Origin of the sequence: Collimonas sp. OK242 (assembly GCF_900107095.1) — a bacterium.
GTDB lineage: Bacteria > Pseudomonadota > Gammaproteobacteria > Burkholderiales > Burkholderiaceae_D > Collimonas.
In genome coordinates this window covers 191049-209598 of the sequence record NZ_FNOR01000001.1, presented here as the reverse complement: position 1 = coordinate 209598, position 18550 = coordinate 191049, and the positions used below count along the sequence as shown (strand labels likewise).

At 55.9% G+C, this 18550-nt stretch carries 20 protein-coding genes; 9 read left to right on the top strand and 11 right to left on the bottom strand.

Translation table 11 applies throughout. The features are described from left to right. Window positions 1-2: 2 nt before the first annotated feature. The 5 genes from BLV81_RS00960 to BLV81_RS00940 form a co-directional block, all read right to left on the bottom strand. Complete coding sequence (locus BLV81_RS00960; protein ID WP_092351498.1) at window positions 3-1196, bottom strand: aminotransferase-like domain-containing protein; 1194 nt, start codon at window positions 1194-1196, stop codon at window positions 3-5. A 161-nt stretch (window positions 1197-1357) separates the two neighbouring features. Further along, on the bottom strand, window positions 1358-1816 hold the full coding sequence (locus BLV81_RS00955) for a RidA family protein (protein WP_092351496.1): 459 nt from the start codon (window positions 1814-1816) through the stop codon (window positions 1358-1360). Window positions 1817-1963: 147 nt separating this feature from the next. After that, window positions 1964-2842, bottom strand: a complete 879-nt coding sequence (locus tag BLV81_RS00950; RefSeq protein ID WP_255364847.1) for a DMT family transporter — start codon at window positions 2840-2842, stop codon at window positions 1964-1966. A 34-nt stretch (window positions 2843-2876) separates the two neighbouring features. Beyond that, entirely contained in the window at window positions 2877-3470 is a 594-nt protein-coding gene (locus BLV81_RS00945; RefSeq protein WP_092351494.1) for a LysE family translocator, read from the bottom strand. Beyond that, window positions 3470-3790 carry a DUF2917 domain-containing protein gene (locus BLV81_RS00940; protein WP_092351492.1) on the bottom strand — a complete coding sequence of 107 codons (321 nt, stop codon included), beginning with the start codon at window positions 3788-3790 and terminating at the stop codon, window positions 3470-3472. Before BLV81_RS00940 ends, BLV81_RS00945 begins: the two co-directional genes overlap by 1 nt. Window positions 3791-3925: 135 nt before the next feature. Between BLV81_RS00940 and BLV81_RS00935 the strand changes: the two genes are divergently transcribed. From BLV81_RS00935 to BLV81_RS00920, 4 genes are all read left to right on the top strand, one after another. After that, window positions 3926-5398, top strand: a complete 1473-nt coding sequence (locus BLV81_RS00935; RefSeq protein ID WP_092351490.1) for an aminotransferase-like domain-containing protein — start codon at window positions 3926-3928, stop codon at window positions 5396-5398. Window positions 5399-5562: 164 nt separating this feature from the next. Further along, complete coding sequence (htpG, locus tag BLV81_RS00930) at window positions 5563-7476, top strand: molecular chaperone HtpG (RefSeq protein WP_092351488.1); 1914 nt, start codon at window positions 5563-5565, stop codon at window positions 7474-7476. A 235-nt stretch (window positions 7477-7711) separates the two neighbouring features. Continuing rightward, window positions 7712-7930 carry a FitA-like ribbon-helix-helix domain-containing protein gene (locus BLV81_RS00925; RefSeq protein ID WP_092351486.1) on the top strand — a complete coding sequence of 73 codons (219 nt, stop codon included), beginning with the start codon at window positions 7712-7714 and terminating at the stop codon, window positions 7928-7930. A 3-nt stretch (window positions 7931-7933) separates the two neighbouring features. Beyond that, window positions 7934-8344: a type II toxin-antitoxin system VapC family toxin gene (locus BLV81_RS00920; RefSeq protein ID WP_092351484.1), complete on the top strand. Its 411-nt coding sequence runs from the start codon at window positions 7934-7936 to the stop codon at window positions 8342-8344. Between the two features lie 54 nt (window positions 8345-8398). Here the strand turns inward: BLV81_RS00920 and BLV81_RS00915 are convergent, their stop codons facing one another. Beyond that, the gene (locus tag BLV81_RS00915; RefSeq protein ID WP_092351482.1) at window positions 8399-9361 is read right to left on the bottom strand and encodes an NAD-dependent epimerase/dehydratase family protein; all 963 of its coding nucleotides are present in this window, start codon (window positions 9359-9361) and stop codon (window positions 8399-8401) included. A 50-nt stretch (window positions 9362-9411) separates the two neighbouring features. Then, on the bottom strand, window positions 9412-10635 hold the full coding sequence (gene kbl / locus BLV81_RS00910; protein WP_092351480.1) for a glycine C-acetyltransferase: 1224 nt from the start codon (window positions 10633-10635) through the stop codon (window positions 9412-9414). A gap of 92 nt (window positions 10636-10727) precedes the next feature. Between kbl and BLV81_RS00905 the strand changes: the two genes are divergently transcribed. After that, complete coding sequence (locus BLV81_RS00905; RefSeq protein WP_092351750.1) at window positions 10728-11318, top strand: helix-turn-helix domain-containing protein; 591 nt, start codon at window positions 10728-10730, stop codon at window positions 11316-11318. A 110-nt stretch (window positions 11319-11428) separates the two neighbouring features. Here the strand turns inward: BLV81_RS00905 and BLV81_RS00900 are convergent, their stop codons facing one another. Continuing rightward, on the bottom strand, window positions 11429-11881 hold the full coding sequence (locus BLV81_RS00900) for an outer membrane lipoprotein (protein WP_092351478.1): 453 nt from the start codon (window positions 11879-11881) through the stop codon (window positions 11429-11431). 395 nt (window positions 11882-12276) lie between these two features. Here BLV81_RS00900 and BLV81_RS00895 point away from each other — a divergent pair, with 395 nt between their 5' ends. From BLV81_RS00895 to BLV81_RS00885, 4 genes are read left to right on the top strand one after another with little or no spacing between them, the layout of a single operon-like run. Next, the gene (locus BLV81_RS00895) at window positions 12277-12549 is read left to right on the top strand and encodes a hypothetical protein (RefSeq protein WP_092351476.1); all 273 of its coding nucleotides are present in this window, start codon (window positions 12277-12279) and stop codon (window positions 12547-12549) included. Beyond that, a complete protein-coding gene (locus BLV81_RS00890; RefSeq protein ID WP_092351474.1) occupies window positions 12546-13313 on the top strand; it encodes a prolipoprotein diacylglyceryl transferase in 768 nt (255 codons plus the stop codon). The genes BLV81_RS00895 and BLV81_RS00890 overlap by 4 nt, the downstream gene beginning before the upstream one ends. After that, window positions 13294-14112, top strand: coding sequence for a tetratricopeptide repeat protein (locus tag BLV81_RS23445; protein ID WP_143036242.1), 819 nt, complete (start codon window positions 13294-13296; stop codon window positions 14110-14112). The genes BLV81_RS00890 and BLV81_RS23445 overlap by 20 nt, the downstream gene beginning before the upstream one ends. Beyond that, entirely contained in the window at window positions 14109-15572 is a 1464-nt protein-coding gene (locus BLV81_RS00885; protein ID WP_092351473.1) for a radical SAM protein, read from the top strand. The genes BLV81_RS23445 and BLV81_RS00885 overlap by 4 nt, the downstream gene beginning before the upstream one ends. Window positions 15573-15644: 72 nt before the next feature. Here BLV81_RS00885 and BLV81_RS00880 read toward each other — a convergent pair whose 3' ends face one another. The 3 genes from BLV81_RS00880 to BLV81_RS00870 form a co-directional block, all read right to left on the bottom strand. Further along, window positions 15645-16394, bottom strand: a complete 750-nt coding sequence (locus BLV81_RS00880) for an SDR family oxidoreductase (RefSeq protein WP_092351471.1) — start codon at window positions 16392-16394, stop codon at window positions 15645-15647. A gap of 12 nt (window positions 16395-16406) precedes the next feature. Continuing rightward, entirely contained in the window at window positions 16407-17669 is a 1263-nt protein-coding gene (locus BLV81_RS00875) for a phenylacetate--CoA ligase family protein (RefSeq protein WP_092351469.1), read from the bottom strand. Between the two features lie 61 nt (window positions 17670-17730). Next, a complete protein-coding gene (locus BLV81_RS00870; protein ID WP_092351467.1) occupies window positions 17731-18534 on the bottom strand; it encodes an ABC transporter ATP-binding protein in 804 nt (267 codons plus the stop codon). Between the last annotated feature and the right edge of the window lie 16 nt (window positions 18535-18550).

Genomic DNA, 18550 nt, shown 5'->3' with positions numbered 1-18550 from the left:
ATTTACATCTTGGCAGCGATCAATTTACCCAGGCGCTCTATGCCTTCGCGTATCTTGGCCGGCGGTACAGTCACAAAACTCAGGCGCAAGGTATGCTGTTCCGGTGTGTTGCCATAGAACGGCCCACCCGGCACGAATGCCACGTGCTGCTCCACTGCTTCCGCCAACAACTTGACGCTGTCGATGTGCTTAGGCAAAGTGACCCAGATGAACATGCCGCCTTCCGGCCTGGTCCAGCTAACGCCGCTGGGGAAATACGTTTGCAGCGCATCCAGCATGGCGTCGCACTGAGCGGAATACAGTTTGCGGATGGTCGGGATATGCTGGTCGAGGAAACCGTCCTTGATGGTCTCGTACACCACCATCTGCGTCAGCTGGGAAGTGTGCAGATCGGTAGCTTGCTTGGCCTGCTCCATCTTTTCGATCAGCGCGCGTGGCGCGACGACGTAACCGAGGCGTATTCCTGGTGTCAGAATCTTGGAGAAGGAACCCATGTAAATCACGCCGCCCGGATTCATGCTGAGCATCTTCGGTAACGGTTCTGCACGATAGCTGAGGGCGCCGTAAGGATCATCTTCGATCAGCGGCAAACCGAGTCGTGCGCAGATGTCGACCAGAGCGTGACGGCGTTCTACCGACAAAGTACGTCCAGTAGGATTCTGGAAATTCGGCAAGGCATATAACATGCGCGCGCCCTGCCCCAGGGTCGCTACGGTTTCCGGGATCAGGCCACCGTCGTCGGCGGGCACCGAGACGAACTCTGGGCCGTACAGCGAAAAGGCTTGCAACGCGCCCAGATAACTAGGCGTTTCCACCAACACCTTGCTGCCTTCATCGATCAGTACCTTGCCCAGCAAATCCAGGCCCTGCTGCGAACCGGAAGTCATCATGACCTGATTCGCCATGATCTTGGCGCCGTTGGTCGACAAGGAGTTGGCGACCCACTCGCGCAGCGGGCCGTAACCATCGGTCGGACCGTATTGCAAAGCGACCTTGCCTTGTTGCGACAGTATTTTGTCAAACGCCACTTTCAATTGCTCGACCGGGAAAGTGGCCGGCGACGGCAGGCCGCCGGCGAAGGAAATGATTTCCGGGCGCATGGTGATCTTGAGGATTTCACGGATCGCCGAGCTTTGCAATTTCTGTGCGCGCTGCGAAAAATGCCATTGCAGCGGTGTTGGGTTTTCGATTTTCATACGATTCTCTTCAAGTGATCTTGTTCTGAGTGACTGTTGTCAATTGCCGGGCCAAGCCGAAGCTCGAACCGGATTGCAACAGCCCGTGGATTTTTATGATCTGCCGTCTCCTGGGCTGGCAGCGGATAGCGCTACCAGTGTTACGCCACTACGTCAGAGGACTACTCCAGTTCAGCAATCATTTCAATTTCCACGCAGGCGCCCAACGGCAGCTGTGCTACACCAAATGCGGAACGGGCATGCTTGCCTTGCTCGCCAAACACTTCGCCGATCAATTCGGAGGCGCCGTTGGTGACCAGGTGCTGTTCCGTGAAATCAGGCGTTGAATTCACCAGGCTCATCAGCTTGACGATGCGTTTGACGCGCTTCAGATCGCCGCCGCAAGCAGCTTGCAAGGTGGCGATCAGATCAATCGCAATGCTGCGCGCCGCCAATTTGGCTTCTTCAGTAGTCGTGTCCTTGCCCAGTTGGCCGACCCAGATCTTGCCGTCTTTCTTAGGCAAATGGCCGGACAGGTAAACCGTGTTGCCGCTTTGGGCGTACATAACATAAGCGGCGGCAGGCGTAACTACCGCTGGCAGCGTGATATTCAGGGCTTCCAACTTTTCATATACAGACATCTGACACTCCGAAAAAATGATCATTTGCCGACGCTTTTGGCAACAGCAGCAATGAAGGGATAAATGGGATACAGCCGGTTCGATCCCGACTAATATGTGATTATCTCACCTACCGCCAACTTTGCGAAAGCCCGGCTTTATATTTTGCTATGCCGCTTGCCGCCGCACCGCCATTTTGCGGCCAAACGCCACCACCGCCAGCACTGTCAGCGCAAACAATATATTGCTGCTATCCAGGGCCTCGCCCAATATCAATGCGGCCCCCAGCAGCGTCAGGAACGGCTGCAACAGTTGCACCTGACCAACCCGCGCAATACCGCCCAGCGCCAAACCCTTGTACCAGAAGAAGAAACCGATAAACATCGAAAACAGCGACACATAGGCAAAGCCCAGCCAAGCCTTGGGCGAAGCGCTGACGCCATATTGCCAGCCCAGCCAGAGTGTTATCGGCAGCAAGACTGGCAATGCCATGACCAGCGCCCAGGCGATCACCTGCTGCCCGCCCATGGTTTGCGACAAGCGTCCGCCTTCCGCGTAGCCCATGGCGGCAGCCACCACTGCGGCCAGCAAGGCCAGATCCGCGGCTTGCAAACTGCCGCCGCCCTGGCTCAGTGCAAAAACAACAACGATAGCGCTGCCGACCACGGCGGCAATCCAGAATCCTGCCGATGGCCGCTCGCCAAATCGCAAGGCGCCAAACATGGCCGTCGCCAGCGGCAAGATGCCGAGCACGATGGCGCCGTGTGCGGCCGGCACATAACGCATCGCCACCGATGAAAACAAAGGGAAGCCGATCACCACGCCCAGCGCGGTCAGCGCCAGAGCTTGCCACTGGGCGGCGGTCGGCAGCGGCGCTTTCAGTTTCCACAGCAGTAATATCGAACACAGCGCAGCCACCACCGCCCGGCCGAATGCGACAAACACCGGATTCAGCTCTGCCACCGCCATCCGGGTAAACGGCAGGGTCAGGCTGAACACCGCCACCCCGACCAGCCCCAGCCACATGCCCCTCGATTCGTCCGTCATGCCGCGCATCTTTCGAATAGTTGTCAAGGCCGGATCAGAGCCAGATTGAAACCGCAGAGTAAATAGTCAGCAGCACCATCACCGTGCAAAACACACGTTGCCATACGGGTTGCGCCAGATAGCGCCGCAATACCGAACCGGTGCCGGCCCAGATGCCCACGCACGGCAGGTTGATGACGCAGAACACCAGGCAATAGATAGCAATCGACAACCAGATCGGCTGTAGCGGCGGCAAAAATGCCGAAGCACTGGTGACGCCCATGATCCAGGCCTTCGGGTTGGCGGCCTGGAATGCCGCCGCCGCAAGGAAGGTCATCGGCTTATGGTTGGCGCCGACCTCCGACTTGAACGACATATCGCGAAGCTTCCAGGCCAGATACAGCAAATAGGCCGAACCCAGGGTTTTCAGGATGACGTGAATCGATGGCAACGCCAGCACCAGGCCGCCGATGCCGGCAGCGCACAGCACCAGCAGCAGGCCAAACCCGAAGGTCACGCCGAGTATGTGCGGAATAGTCCGGTTGAAGCCGAACATGATGCCGGATGAGGTCAGCATGATGTTGTTCGGCCCCGGCGTGATCGACGACACAAAGGCAAATACGGCCAGCGGCAGCAAGGTCTCCAACATCACGACACACTTGTAGCAGGATGGAAGCCGGGCCCGCGCAGGCGCATCAGCAACGCCCGCAGCAGGCTGGTCGTGCCGCGTTGCGGCCGGCCGGTCAGGGTGATGCGGCTGCTGCCAGGATCGGACTCGACCACCACCATCCGGCCCGGCAGCAAGGTCAGCGAGCGGCCGGCATGTAGCCAATGGTCTTCGGGCTGCCCTTCAAATGTGACCCAGACGCGGCCGCTGACTACCCGCAATATCAATTCACTGTCGGTGACGCCGGACAGCGTACTGCCGCCCGACAAATTATGAGACTGTTGTTCGAATAGTGTTTGCATGGCGAAGTCGCTTTCGAAGGCTTTGGGAGTTGCTGCATTCAGGATTTAGGTCTATGCTAAGCCACAAAACCAATACAGTACCAATACAGTTAAGCAAGTAATTCCTGACATTGTCCCGGCGAAATTACCAATACAGTGACTAACACAAGCCCTCCACGCAAGCTGAACAGCAGCCAGCTGCCGACTCCGGCTGCTGCGCAACTGTTGTCGCGCGATAGCGACACCTCCCTGGTCGAGCAAATCGTGCGCTCCATCGAAACCCGCATCAGCGACCGCCTGTTGCGTACCGGCGCCCGCATGCCGTCGATCCGCCAGTTTGCCGACAGCCACAGCGTCTCGCGTTTCACGGTAGTTGAAGCCTATGACCGGCTGGTCGCCAAGGGCTGCCTGGAATCGCGGCGCGGGTCAGGTTTCTATGTGCGCGAACGCTCGCCGCTGCTGGCTGACCGCGGCAGCAGTTCCGCCAGCGACAAGCAGCCGCAACTGATCGATGTAGTCTGGCTGGTGCGCAATATGCACCAGCAGGCGCCGAACAAGAAAATGCCCGGCTCCGGCATGTTTCCCAGCGAATGGCTGGATGCCGATCTGATTGCCAACGCCTTGCGCAGCATCAGCCGGCAAAATCCGGCGCAATTGCTTTCCTATGGGATTCCACAGGGCTTCCTGCCGCTGCGCCAGCAACTGCAGTTGAAAATGGCCGAGCTGGAAATCGCCGCGACGCCGGAGCAATTCGTCACCACCACCGGCGTCACCCAGGCGCTCGACCTGGTGGCGCGCCACTTTACCCAGCCTGGCGATGTGATTTTTGTCGATGATCCATCGTGGTTCCTGATGTTCGCCTCGTTTGCCGCGCTGGGCGCCAAAGTGGTCGGCGTGCCGCGCCTGGCCGACGGCCCGGATATGGCGAAACTGGCGGAACTGGCGGCGCTGCACAAACCCAAGTTGTATGTGCTGGTGTCGGTGCTGCACAATCCGACCTCGACCTCGCTGTCGGCAGCCAAGGCGTTCCAGATCCTCAAGCTGGCTGAAGAGCATGATTTCATGATCGTCGAGGACGATATCTATTGCGACATGCATCCCGGCTCCGCGATCCAGCCGGCGACCCGCATTGCGGCGCTGGACCAGCTCAACCGCGTAATCTACATGGGCGGCTTCTCGAAAACGCTCTCGCCTAACCTGCGCTCCGGCTTTATCGCCACCTCGCTCGAACTGGCGCAGCATTTTGCCGACCGCAAGATGCTGACCAACCTGACCAGCGCCGAAGTCGGCGAGCGCGTAGTGTATAAAATCCTGTCTGAAGGACACTACCGCAAGCATCTCGACCGCTTGCGCAACAAGCTCGATAGCGTACGCGACCGCACCATCCGGCAAATGGAAAGGATAGGCATGACGGTCGACATCAGTACCCCGGCCGGTATCTTTGTGTGGGCCGATACCGGGCACGACACCAATGTGATGGCAGAAAAGGCCTTGGCCGAGGGCTTCCTGCTGGCGCCCGGCGCCCTGTTCTCGCCCAGCCAGCTACCCTCTTCCAGGATGCGGGTTAACGTGGCGGCGATGTCGGATCCGGCGATCTGGCGCTTCCTGGAACAGGAATGTGGCAAATAAGACAATACAAGTAACCGTCACGTAATCCGCTCTTAGCCCACTCTTGTAAAATCCGGATTACTCCCCATTTCTGGACAATACTCAGCTGTACGCGATGAAAGCGGACCCAGGCAGGCCGCCCTTATCGTTTTTACATTATTTTTTACGTTTATACAGAGGAAACAATGGCCGTATCCGAAAAGCAAACCCTTGGTTTTCAGGCAGAAGTAAAGCAGCTGCTGCAATTGATGATCCACTCGCTGTACTCCAACAAGGAAATTTTCCTGCGCGAGCTGGTGTCCAATGCATCCGATGCCGCCGACAAGCTGCGCTTTGAAGCCATCAACAACGGCGCCCTGTTCGAGAACGATCCGGAACTGAAAATCAAGGTCGCTTTCGACAAGGCCGCGCGCACCATCACGATTTCGGACAACGGCATCGGCATGAGCCGCGATGAAGCCATCTCGCACCTGGGCACCATCGCCAAGTCCGGCACCAAGGAATTCTTTTCGAAACTGTCCGGCGACCAGCAAAAAGATGCCGCCCTGATCGGCCAGTTCGGCGTCGGCTTCTACTCCGCGTTCATCATCGCCGACAAGATCACGGTCGATACCCGCCGCGCCGGCGCCAACGCCACCGAAGGCGTGCGCTGGGAATCCGAAGGCGCCGGCGATTTCAGCATCGAAGCGATCGACAAGCCGTCACGCGGCACCAACATCACCCTGCATCTGCGCGAAGGTGAAGACGAGTACCTGTCGGCCTGGAAACTGAAATCCATCATCCGCAAATATTCCGACCATATCTCGCTGCCAATCGTGATGCAGAAAGAAGAATGGGACGAAGAAAAGAAAGAAACCGTCGTCAAGGACGAATACGAAACCGTCAACCAGGCCAGTGCGCTGTGGGCCCGCAACAAGTCCGACATCACCGAAGAGCAGTATGTTGAATTCTACAAGCATGTCTCGCACGATTTCGAAGCGCCGCTGACCTACACCCACAACCGGGTTGAAGGCCGCAGCGAATACACGCAGCTGCTGTACGTTCCAAGCCATGCGCCATTCGACCTCTGGGATCGCAACAAGCGCGGCGGCATCAAGCTGTACATCAAGCGCGTCTTCATCATGGACGATGCCGAGCAGCTGATGCCGGTCTATCTGCGCTTCGTCAAAGGCGTGATCGACTCCAGCGACCTGCCATTGAATGTATCGCGTGAAATCCTGCAAGAATCGCGCGATGTGCGTGTGATCCGCGAAGGTTCCACCAAGCGCGTGCTGAGCTTGCTGGAAGAGTTGGCGAACAGCGACGACCAGGCGCAAAAAGACAAGTACGCCACATTCTGGAAAGAATTCGGCCAGGTATTGAAGGAAGGCATAGGCGAAGACGCCGGCAACAAGGAAAGAATCGCCAAGCTGCTGCGCTTTGCGTCGACTACCAACGACGGCGATGCCCAGACCGTATCCTTCGCCGACTATATCGGCCGCATGAAAGAAGGCCAGGACAAGATTTACTACGCTACCGGTGAAACCTATGCCGCGGCCAAGAACAGCCCGCACCTGGAAATTTTCCGCAAGAAAGGCGTCGAAGTCCTGCTGCTGACCGATCGCGTCGATGAGTGGATGCTGTCTTTCCTGCAGGATTTCGAAGGCAAGGAACTGGCATCGGTAGCCAAGGGCGGCCTCGATCTCGGCACATTGGAAGATGAAGCCGAGAAGAAACAGCACGAAGAAACCGAAACCCAGTTCAAGGATCTGGTTGAAAAGATGAAGACCGCACTGGCCGACAAGGCCAAGGATGTACGCGTCACCTTCCGCCTGACCGACTCGCCTGCTTGCCTGGTGGCCGACGAAAATGAATTGTCGGGCAACCTGCTGCGCATGCTGAAGGCCGCCGGCCAGGACGCTCCGGACTCCAAGCCGATCCTGGAAATCAACCCGGATCACCCGCTGGTGCAACGCCTGAAGTACGAAGACGCCAAGTTCGGCGACTGGTCCCACATCTTGTTCGACCAGGCCTTGCTGGCCGAAGGCGGTGCGTTGGCCGATCCGGCTGGTTTCGTCAAACGCCTCAACGAAATGTTGCTGGGCATGGCCGGCAAGTAAGTCAGGAAGATAGGCTTATCGCCCGTTCGCGGGCAAAAAAAGGGCTGGGAGACATGATTGTCTTCCAGCCCTTTTATCTTGCATCGCCATGATTGCATTGATAGCATTGATAGCATTGATAGCATTGATAGCATTGATAGCATTGATAGCATTGATAGCATTGATAGCATTGATAGCATTGATAGCATTTTCGCGCTAAACTGCTATCAATGCAATCATCGAAAGAGGTGCCATCATGGCAACCAATCTGGTAGTCAGGAACGTTGAGGAAGATGTCGCACTCGCACTTAAGCAACTCGCGGCATCCCACGGCCGCAGCGCTGAAGCCGAACATCGGGAAATTTTACGGGCAGCGCTGCAGCGTCCAAAGCGGCAATCGCTTGCGGAGGTATTGTCTCGCATGCCGAATGTCGGAGAAGATGCGGATTTCAACTCTCGCAACGTTCAGGAGTAAGGAGTGTATCTGGTTGACACGAACGTTATCAGCGAAGCCCGCAAAGGGAAAAAGGCCAATCGGGGAACCCAGGAATTTTGGCATGCGGTCGACCCGGATGCAATCTACCTTTCAGTGCAGACAATAGGTGAAATTCGCCGCGGCGTTGAAAACATCACGAACCGCGGAGATACCACACAAGCCAAGGCGCTGGAGCAATGGCTGAATAAGCTTGTCACGGAATATGCTGACCGCATCCTGGTTTTTGACGAAGATTGCGCTCAGGTTTGGGGAAAGTTAATGTCGCCCAGTAATCAACATCCGATCGACAAGCAAATTGCTGCCATTGGATTGATTCATGGGCTCACGGTCGTCACTCGCAACACCGATGATTTTCTCGGTACGGGGGTGCGCCTGATGAATCCATTTTCGTAAAGAAAAATGGCGGCGCACCGCCTTTGCCCTGACCACTTTAAGCGTCGAATTAGCTCAGGCCGCCCGCTCTTGCGTTACTGGCTTGCGCTTGACGAGATGAAGCAGCATGTCGTCGACCATATCGGTCAAGCTGTATGCAGGAGACCAGGACCAGTCTTGCCGCGCCTGCGAATCGTCAATCGAACGCGGCCATGCATCCGCGATCGCCTGGCGGAAATCCGGTTGGTACGCCACCTTGAACGATGGATAACGCTGCTGGATGATATCGACCAGCTCGCGCGGAGAAAAACTCCAGGCCGCGAGATTGTATGAACCGGCAGCTTTCAACTGTTCTTTCGGCGCACTCATCAGTTCGATGGTGGCGCGCACGGCGTCCGGCATGTACATCATCGGCAACGTGCTGTCCACATCCAGGAAGCTGGTGTAGTCGTGGCCGGCGGCGGCGGCGAACAAAGCCTGGATGGCGTAGTCGGTGGTGCCGCCGCCCGGCTCGGCCGAGTAGCTGATCAGCCCCGGATAGCGCAGGCTGCGAATATCCATGCCGTATTTCTCCGCATACCAGCTGCACCAATGCTCACCGGCCAGTTTGGAGATGCCGTAGACGGTCTTCGGATCCATGGCGCCGACTTGCGGCGCATTGTCGCGCGGCGTCGAGGGGCCGAATGCAGCAATCGAACTAGGCCAGAACACTTTTGACAGCTTGGCCTGGCGCGCTACTTCCAGCACGTTCAGGAGGCCGGTCATATTCAGGTTCCAGGCCCATTCCGGATGCTCTTCGCCTTTGGCCGACAAGGCCGCCGCCAGATGATAGATTTCACCGATATCGTGTTGCTGCACTACCTCGGCCAGGCGCTTGGCGTCTGTCACATCCAATTTTTCATATGCCAGTTCCTGGTGCCGGCCCAGGGCTTGTATATCGCTCGCAACCACTTGCTTGGCGCCGTGCAGCTTGACCAGTGCAGTCGTCAGTTCGGTGCCGATCTGGCCGTTGGCGCCGATTACCAATATTTTTTTCATCGTTTGTCTCTTCAGTTCTTCTCTTCAGTTCTTCTCTTCAGTTCGTCTGTTCAGTTCTTTAGCAGACCAAGCTCTTCACCGGCTTGCCGGAAGATACCCACTGCGCGCTGCAATGTCGCCTCATCGTGGACCGCAGACATCTGCACCCGAATCCGCGCCTGGCCTTGCGGCACAACCGGATAGAAGAAACCAACCGCGTAGACGCCGAGTTCATACAGACGACGCGACAGGTTTTGCGCAACCACGGCGTCATACACCATCAACGGCACGATCGGATGGGTGCCCGGCTTGATTTCGAAACCGGCTTCAGTGATGGCCTTGCGGAAATAAACGGTGTTGCGCTCAAGACGGTCGCGCAATTCAGTCGACGCTTCCAGCAGATCAAGCGCCGCGATAGAAGCGCCGACAATCGCCGGCATCAAGGTATTCGAAAACAGGTAAGGACGGGAGCGCTGCCGCAGCAACTCGACCACCTCGCGCCGGCCCGCAGTGAAGCCGCCGCTGGCGCCGCCCAGGGCTTTGCCCAAGGTGCCGGTAATCACATCGACCTTGCCGAAGATGCCGCGCGCTTCATGCGTGCCGCGTCCCCGTGCGCCCATGAAACCGGTGGCGTGGCAGTCATCGACGCCAAGCAGTGCATCGTACTTGTCGCACAGCTGGCGGATGACGTCGAGCTGCGCTACCGTGCCGTCCATCGAAAACACGCCATCCGTAAACACCATGGCAAAGCGGGCATTGTCGGCCCTGGCTTGCTTCAAGCAGCGTTCTAGATCTTCCATGTCGTTGTGGGCGTAACGGTAGCGCTTGGCTTTGCACAGACGGACGCCGTCGATGATCGATGCATGGTTGAGCGAATCGCTGATGATGGCATCCTGCTCGCCCAGCAACGGTTCAAACAAGCCGCCGTTGGCATCGAACGCCGCCGCATACAGAATGCAGTCTTCGGTACCCAGGAACGCCGACAAGCGCTGTTCCAGCTCGCGATGAATGTCTTGCGTACCGCAAATGAAGCGCACTGAACTCATGCCGAAACCATGGCTATCCAGGGTTGCGTGCGCGGCCTTGATCAGGGCTGGATGAGAAGACAATCCCAGGTAATTGTTGGCGCACAAATTGATCAATTCACCACTTTCGGTGTTGATCTTGCCGCCTTGCGGACCAAGGATCAGGCGCTCGGACTTCAACAGGCCGGCGGCCTTGATCCCCGCCAATTCATCCTGCAGGTGCTTGTAAAACCCGGGGCAGCCAGCTTGCGTGCTTGTAGTTTGTGTCATTTTCAGTCTCGATCTTATATAATATATTGCCCTAATTCGATATATCGAACACGAATTCCACGATAATGCACAAAAACGAGGTTGTCAACCAGATGAGCAGTAATACGGTCAAAAATTTGGAAGATGCACCGCCGAAAGTGGGCGATACCTTGGTCAAGCTGCGCCAGGCCGACGGGCTTTCGCTGGATGCTTTATCGAAACGCGCCGGCGTCTCCAAGTCCATGCTATCGCAAATCGAGCGCAACCAGGCTAACCCCACGGTTGCCGTGGTGTGGCGCCTGGCCAATGCCTTGGGCGTCCCTATCTCGCTGCTGGTTGACGGCAACCAGGCCGCTCCCGCATCGATAGAAACCTTGCCCAGCCATGCCACGCCATCGCTGCGCTCGAGAGACGGCCATTGCGTGCTGCGCATCCTGGGGCCGATCGAACTGGCCGGCCAGTTCGAATGGTATGAGCTGTCGGTGGAGCCTGGCGGCTGCCTCGATTCAGAAGCGCACGAACCGGCTTCGCGCGAGCATCTGACAGTCTTGTCCGGTATATTGGAAGTCCAGAGCGGCAGCAACATCACCAAGATCAAAGTGGGCGAAACCGCGCGCTACGCTGCGGATCGCCCTCATTACATCAAGAATGTCGGCAAGAATGCGGCTACGGCTTTGCTGGTGGTGATTCATAACGGCCAGTAAAGCTCAGCAAGCCGGCTCTGCCGCGTGCAGAAAACAAAAAAGGCTGGAAGACAAGATTGTCTTCCAGCCTTTTGCATTTATAAAATTTATCAATGCGCTGAATCCGACGATTAGTGCGTTACCCGAGTAACGCCGCCCGACGACAACAAACGAACGCGGTCGCCGACATTGAAGCGCTCGTCGGCATCCTGGGTAATCGCGCGCAATTCACCGTTGCTCAGGCGCACGGTAATTTCCAGCCCTGGGCGCTGGTTCAGGTTGTTTTCCACCTGATTGCCGGCAATCCCGCCGAGTACCGCGCCCACCACGCCAGCTGCGACTGAGCCGTTACCTCTGCCGATGAGCGAACCGGCGGTAACCGCACCGAGCGCACCGCCAGCCAATGTACCGGCGCCGCCGCCGCGGTTCTTGTCGATGGTCACAGGACGCACCGAATCAACCACAGCCATACGTACCGTTTGCTCGCCTTGGGCTTGGCTGCTGCTATAGACATTCGCCGAATTAGGCGTAACGGCGCAACCGCCCAGGGCCAGCAACGCGGCCACCACGATCAGATTCTTCATTCTTGATAACTCCATCATAAATTACTCTTACACGAAAATTGCCGCAGATAGATAAGCCGCGAAGCGCACCGACAGAGGGGTTGCCGAGCCAGGCATATCGCAGCGGCGAGGTTTGCGACACCGGATTGGCTTTTCGCCAACACTACGCATTTTATCAACTATTTCATAAGCAGCCGGGACTTTGCCCAAAATGCCCGGCCTGGTAGACAGGCAGCGCATTAATTCGGGTTCATCTAGCAAAATCATCCCGATGGAACGCTTAAAAAAACGACCGTACCATGTGCATCCGGATGCCTTCAAGATTTGCCGACGAACCTGCGCATGAAATTGCTTTATGACAACTAAAAACTATATAATCAATCTTCGCTGCCAAATTCAATTCCAGCAAGGCTCCCATGAAAACGCTGTTCAAAGCACTTAGTATTATGTTTTTTTTAGTACTGATGGTCGGCTTTGGCTTATGTGGTTTGCTAGGGATTGCTTCTGGCAGCAGCTACAAAACCAGTGGAGGTGGCCTGTCTATTTTTCTCCTTGGGTGCGCAGGAGTAGGTATTAGCATCGCGCTGTGCTTCGTTATATATCGCATTGCCAAATATGGCAGCGTGTTTCGGATTGCAAAGAAATCAGATTTTACAACACAGCCAGATCAAGACAAATCCGAACAATGAAAGTAGTAGCCTTTTCCAGCACGACTGCACATCTCATCCATCTGTTTTTTGAATGGGCAGCCATCGCATCTGGCGTCCAGCTATATCGCTGGCAACGTGCCCATCAAGGTCTCTCTGGCATCTTGGAACCGGGACAATACGCCGTCATCATCGGCTGCATACTCGGTGCAGCGATCGGAAACAAGTTAGTGTTCTGGATGGAGTTTCCTCAGTTATGGGCGTCATCTTCTTTAGACATCAATCTCTGGATGTCCGGACAATCTATCGTCGGTGGTTTGTTGGGCGGACTGTGTGGCGTAGAGATTGCAAAGAAACTGATCGGTTCTCAACGCTCAACGGGCGACAACTTTGTCTTGCCATTGATGCTAGGCACTGCCATCGGGCGCATCGGCTGTTTTCTGGCAGGACTGCACGACGGCACTTATGGCGTACCCACCCACATGCCCTGGGGCGTCGACTTTGGTGACGGCATCTCCCGTCACCCTACTCAACTGTACGACATTCTCTTTGTATTAATTTGGGGTGGCGCCATTTTGTTTTTTCAAAAACGCTGGCGCGAAAGTCCGGGCCTACTTTTCAAATTTTATCTATCGGGTTATTTACTGTGGCGCTTACTCGTCGATGGCATCAAACCGGTTCCCTATGAATTTGCCGGTGGTCTTAGTGGCATACAGATTATGTGTCTATTGGCCTTACTGTGCTATCTCCCGTTTGTAATCAAACAATTTTTAAATTTAAAAAAAAATGCGCCTCTTTTCCCGTGATCGATCACGTGCAGCATTGCTGATAGTGAGTTTGAGTTTGATTGGAGGCACTGGTTGTATCACTGCCTCCATCGTCAACAGCGTGCAACAAAAAAATGCACAACGTGTGAATGCAGAAATGCAGCGAACAAAAATTGAAGGATATAAAGTAGCAGCCAGTCGCGGTGATCTGGAGGCCATGACACAACTTGGAATGGAATATATAAATGGCTCGCCAAGCCTGGAAAGAGATATCCCAAGAGGCATCTCTTTACTTGAACAAGCGGCGGCCAAACAATATGGTCCCGCGGAATATGGCTTAGGCTGGCTTTTACTCAATGGCTCCAATCGACAGCACTATGGCAGAGATCTCAGCGCAGGACAATTACCTCCAGATTCCCCGCGCGGAATTGAATTATTAAAACGATCGTCCACACGTTCTTGCAGCCCTTCACCTGTGTTTTTCAATCGCTTTTCTGCGTTTGACGTCAGTGAAATATATCGCGATAGCGGGATTATCAGGCAAGACATACGACAAGCCGACCTTTGGCTTGCGCGCAGTATACTGGACTGCAGATATCCATTCCATACCACGATTAGATACAAATTTTTAGTCTCAAAAGAAACTGATACAGCAGCAAAAATTAAAACGTTAGCTTTTCTCTTGATGCTACCGGCCAGCGACACTCTCACCAAACTGCAAGCATCTATGTCTCCAGCAGACATAGAAGTGGCACAAGAAAGAATGGCATTGCTACGCCAAGCCGTCCTCGAATCAAAACAACAATATCCCGCACCGCCTAACCCGAGCCAACGATGACGCGTAAAATCCGCCCTTACCTTTTTTACGACACGACCACTTCGGTCTGTTCAACCTGTCTGCATCCGGTTGAAGCCAAGATCATCTTTAAAGATGATCATGTCTACATGGATAAGTGGTGTACTGCGCACGGCAGCGAACGTGTGCTGGTCAGCGATGATGTCGAGTATTACCGTTTGTGTCGCGAGGTGTTCGTCAAACATCCGGAAATGCCGCAAACGTTTAACACTAAAATGGAATACGGCTGTCCCTATGATTGCGGCCTATGTCCAGATCATATGCAGCACTCTTGCTTATCCATCGTTGAGATTACCGACAACTGCAATTTAAATTGTCCCGTCTGTTATGCGGAAAGCGGCACTCATCGGGAACAGCATAAACCCTTGGCTGACGTCATCAAGATGCTTGATGCTGTTGTGGCCAATGAAGGCGAGGCCGATGTCATGCAATTGTCGGGCGGCGAGCCCACTTTACATCCGCAATTCTGGGAAATTCTCGATGCTGCCAAAGCGCGCCCGATCAAACATGTGATGGTCAACACCAACGGTGTCGTGTTGGCGCAAGATCCTGAGTTTGTGCAACGCCTGGCAAGCTATGCGCCAGGAATAGAAGTGTATTTGCAATTCGACTCCATGCGCGCAGAAGTACATAAGGTATTACGCGGTGCTGATTTAAGCCGCATCCGACTACAAGCATTGAAAAATCTGAATGCGGCTGGCTTATCCACCACTTTGGTTGTGACATTGAAAAAAGGCTTAAATGATGATGAGATTGGCGCCATTATCGACTTCGCCTTGACGCAACAGTGTGTCCGCGGCGTCACCTTGCAGCCAATTCAAGATGCTGGCCGTGTTGAAAATTACGATCCTCGCCTGCATCGCCTGACCGTTTCGGAAATACGTCGCAAGATCGCAGAACAAACCAGTGTTTTCACATTGCAAGATATCGTCCCGGTGCCTTGCAATCCTGATACGCTGGCAATGGCTTACGCTCTCAAAACCGACGAAAAAACTGTCCCGCTTACACGATATCTTGATCCACAATCTTTAGTGGAAGGCAGTGGCAACACGATAGTTTTTGAGCGCGACGAAGCGCTCAAGAAGAATATGAAAGACCAGATATTTAAGCTGTTTTCGACTAACCATTCCCCGGAATCACAAGCCAACTGTCTTTCTGAATTAATGTGTTGCCTGCCTTTAATTTCTGCGCCACAGACACTGCGTTACGACAATGTGTTTCGGGTTTTGATTGTGCAATTTATGGATGCATATTCTTTGGATGTTCGCGCCTTGAAAAAATCCTGCATACATTTTGCCCAAGCTGATGGAAAAATGATTCCATTTGAAAGTTACAACCTGCTCTATCGCGACGACAAACGACTAACGGCCATCCGCAAAAGCATCGCGCAACAAACCGCCAGCAGACGTGATCCCAACCGCATTCCAATCAAACTGTTGTAGCTATTAAAATAGCTCCGGCAACGCAACTGGGTCGGGATGCCTTCACCTCAAAACATCGCTTCCACCGTCTGATTAACGGCCGCCGGCGACATCGATAAATGTGCCGGTGCAATAGGATGCCTCGTCCGACACCAGCCACATGACCGCGCGCGCCACTTCCTCGGCGCTGCCGCCGCGCCGCATCGGCACCGAATCTTTGACTCGATCCACCCGGCCGGGTTCGCCGCCGCTGGCATGAATATCGGTATAGATGACGCCGGGCCTGACCGCATTGACGCGGATACCCTGAGCGGCGACTTCCTTCGCCAGGCCGACCGTCATGGCGTCGATGGCTCCCTTGGATGCGGCGTAATCGACGTACTCTCCCGGACCGCCGAGCTTTGCCGCCATCGACGACAGATTGACGATGGCGCCGCCGTGGCCGCCAAAATCGGTAGACATGCGCCGTACCGCTTCACGGGCGCACAAGAAACTGCCGACGATATTGGTGGCGAACACTCGCTGCAAACGGGCCACATCCATCTGATCGACACGCATCTGCCGTTCCAGGATGCCGGCGTTGTTGACCAGGGCGGTCAGCGTGCCGAGTTGTGCGTCCACCGTTTGAAACAGATTCAGCACCTCAGCCTCGACAGCAACATCGCCGGCCACCGCCAACGCTTCACCGCCAGCCGCACGAATCGCCGCCGCCACCGACTCGGCGGCGCTACGGTTATGCACATAGTTGACGCACACCGCGTAACCGCGCGCTGCGGCCAAATGGGCGATAGCTGCACCGATCCCGCGGCTAGCGCCGGTAATTACCATCACTTGCTTCGCCATGCTGCGCTTCCCTCACTCGTATTTGCGGGCATCCTCGATGACTTTACCGTCATTCGGCAAGCTGCCCGGCGCGACAAACAAAATCTCGCCGCGCAGTTTAGTCACTTCGCGCAGGCTGTCGGCAATCTGCGCTGCTGTATCTGCTGCAGCAGCCGGAGCCGGCAGCTCGCAATGCAAGGTCATCACATCGTTCGCCATCGCGCCGCTCACCACCAGGCGCGCTTTCAGTATCTGCGGATGACGCTTGAGCACCTCGGCCAGCTGCGACGGATGGACGAACATGCCGCGCACCTTGGTCACCTGGTCGGCGCGCCCCATCCAGCCCTTGATGCGGGTATTGGTGCGGCCGCATGGCGAGACGCCGTCCAGTACCGCGGACAAATCCCCGGTGGCGAAACGTATCAGAGGATAATCCGGATTGAAAGAAGTCAGCACCACCTCGCCGACCTCGCCGGCTGCCACCGGATCACCGGTGCCGGGCCGTACGATTTCCAGGATCAGGTCCTCATCCAGGATCATACCCGGATTGAGCCGGCCGTCGCTGACCGACTCGTAAGCGATATTGCCGATGTCGGCCGAGGCATACAATTGCAGCACGTGCGGCACGCCGTTATCGTGGAACCACTGGCGCAGCGATGGCGGCAAGGCTTCGGCGCTAAGCAGCGCGCGCTGCAGGCTGCCGATATCGGCGCCCATCTCGCGCGCTTTTTCGATGATGATCTTGAGGAAAGACGGCGTGCCGACATAGGCATCCGGACGCAAGGCCGACATCGCCTGCACCTGCAATTCAGTCTGCCCTATGCCGGCCGGGATCACGGCACAGCCCAGCTTGCTGGCTGCCCCTTCAACCATGAAGGCTGCCGGCGTGAAATGGTAGGCGAAACAATTTTGTATCAGATGGCCGGCGCGCAACCCCAACGCGCGCATCGGCCGCGCAAAGCGCCACCAGTCCTGGCTATATCCCTCCGGATCGAAAATCGGCCCGGGCGAGACGTACAGGCGCCGTAGCTGCCGGTGCGGGGTTGTCGTCAAACCGCCGAATGGCGGCTCTAGCGCCTGCAAATCGTGTAAATCCGATTTGCGCGTAATCGGCAATTGCGCCAGCGCGTCGCGGTCTCGAATATCGGCTGCGGATACGCCGTGCAGAATGCGCGCCCAGCCGCTTGCGCCTTGCGCGCGCGCGACCAGTTGCGGCAGCTTCGCCATCAGGTCCGCCTCGCGTTGTCGCGGCTGGCGTTGCTCAAGAGGATCGAGAGAATCGAGAATGTCAGACATGGCAGGCCTGTATGCGTGGGCGGAAATCGGAACAGGTAAAGATCAGAAAAAAATGAGAAGCTCAGGCCAGCCAGCGCTTGCGGCGTCGATAAAATTTCATGTCGCGAAAATTCTTGCGCCCCGCAGCCGACACGCCGAGATAGAACTCTTTCACATCTTCGTTGCTGGCCAGCTCGCTGGCTGCGCCTTCCATCACCACCCGGCCGTTTTCCAGGATGTAGCCGAAATCGGCATAACGCAGCGCCACCATGGTGTTTTGTTCGGCCAGCAGGAAGGACACGTTTTCCCTGCGGTTCAGGTCCTTGACGATTTCAAAGATTTCCTCAACCACTTGCGGCGCCAGGCCCATCGAAGGCTCATCCAGCAAGATCATCGACGGCTTGGCCATCATCGCCCGTCCGATCGCCGTCATCTGTTGTTCCCCGCCGGAGGTATAGCCGGATTGCGATTTGCGCCGCTCCTTCAGACGCGGGAAATAGTCGTAGATCTTTTCCAGTTCCTGTTTGACCTGGGTATTACTGATGTTGCGGGTATAAGCACCGGTCAGGAGATTCTCTTCCACCGTCAGATGGCCGAAACAATGGCGCCCTTCCATCACCTGGATCACGCCGCGCTTGACCAGATCGTTCGGGGTCAGGCGATCGACCCGCTCGCCGTTGTATTCGATGCTGCCCTTGGTGACATCGCCGCGTTCCGCCGACAGCAGATTGGAAATCGCTTTCAATGTCGTGCTTTTGCCGGCGCCGTTGGCGCCCAGCAAAGCGACGATTTTGCCTTGCGGCACCGCCAGCGACACCCCTTTCAGCACCAGGATGACGTGGTCGTAGATCACTTCGATATTGTTGATGTTGAGTGCTGTAGCCATGCGTCCCTCAGCTATA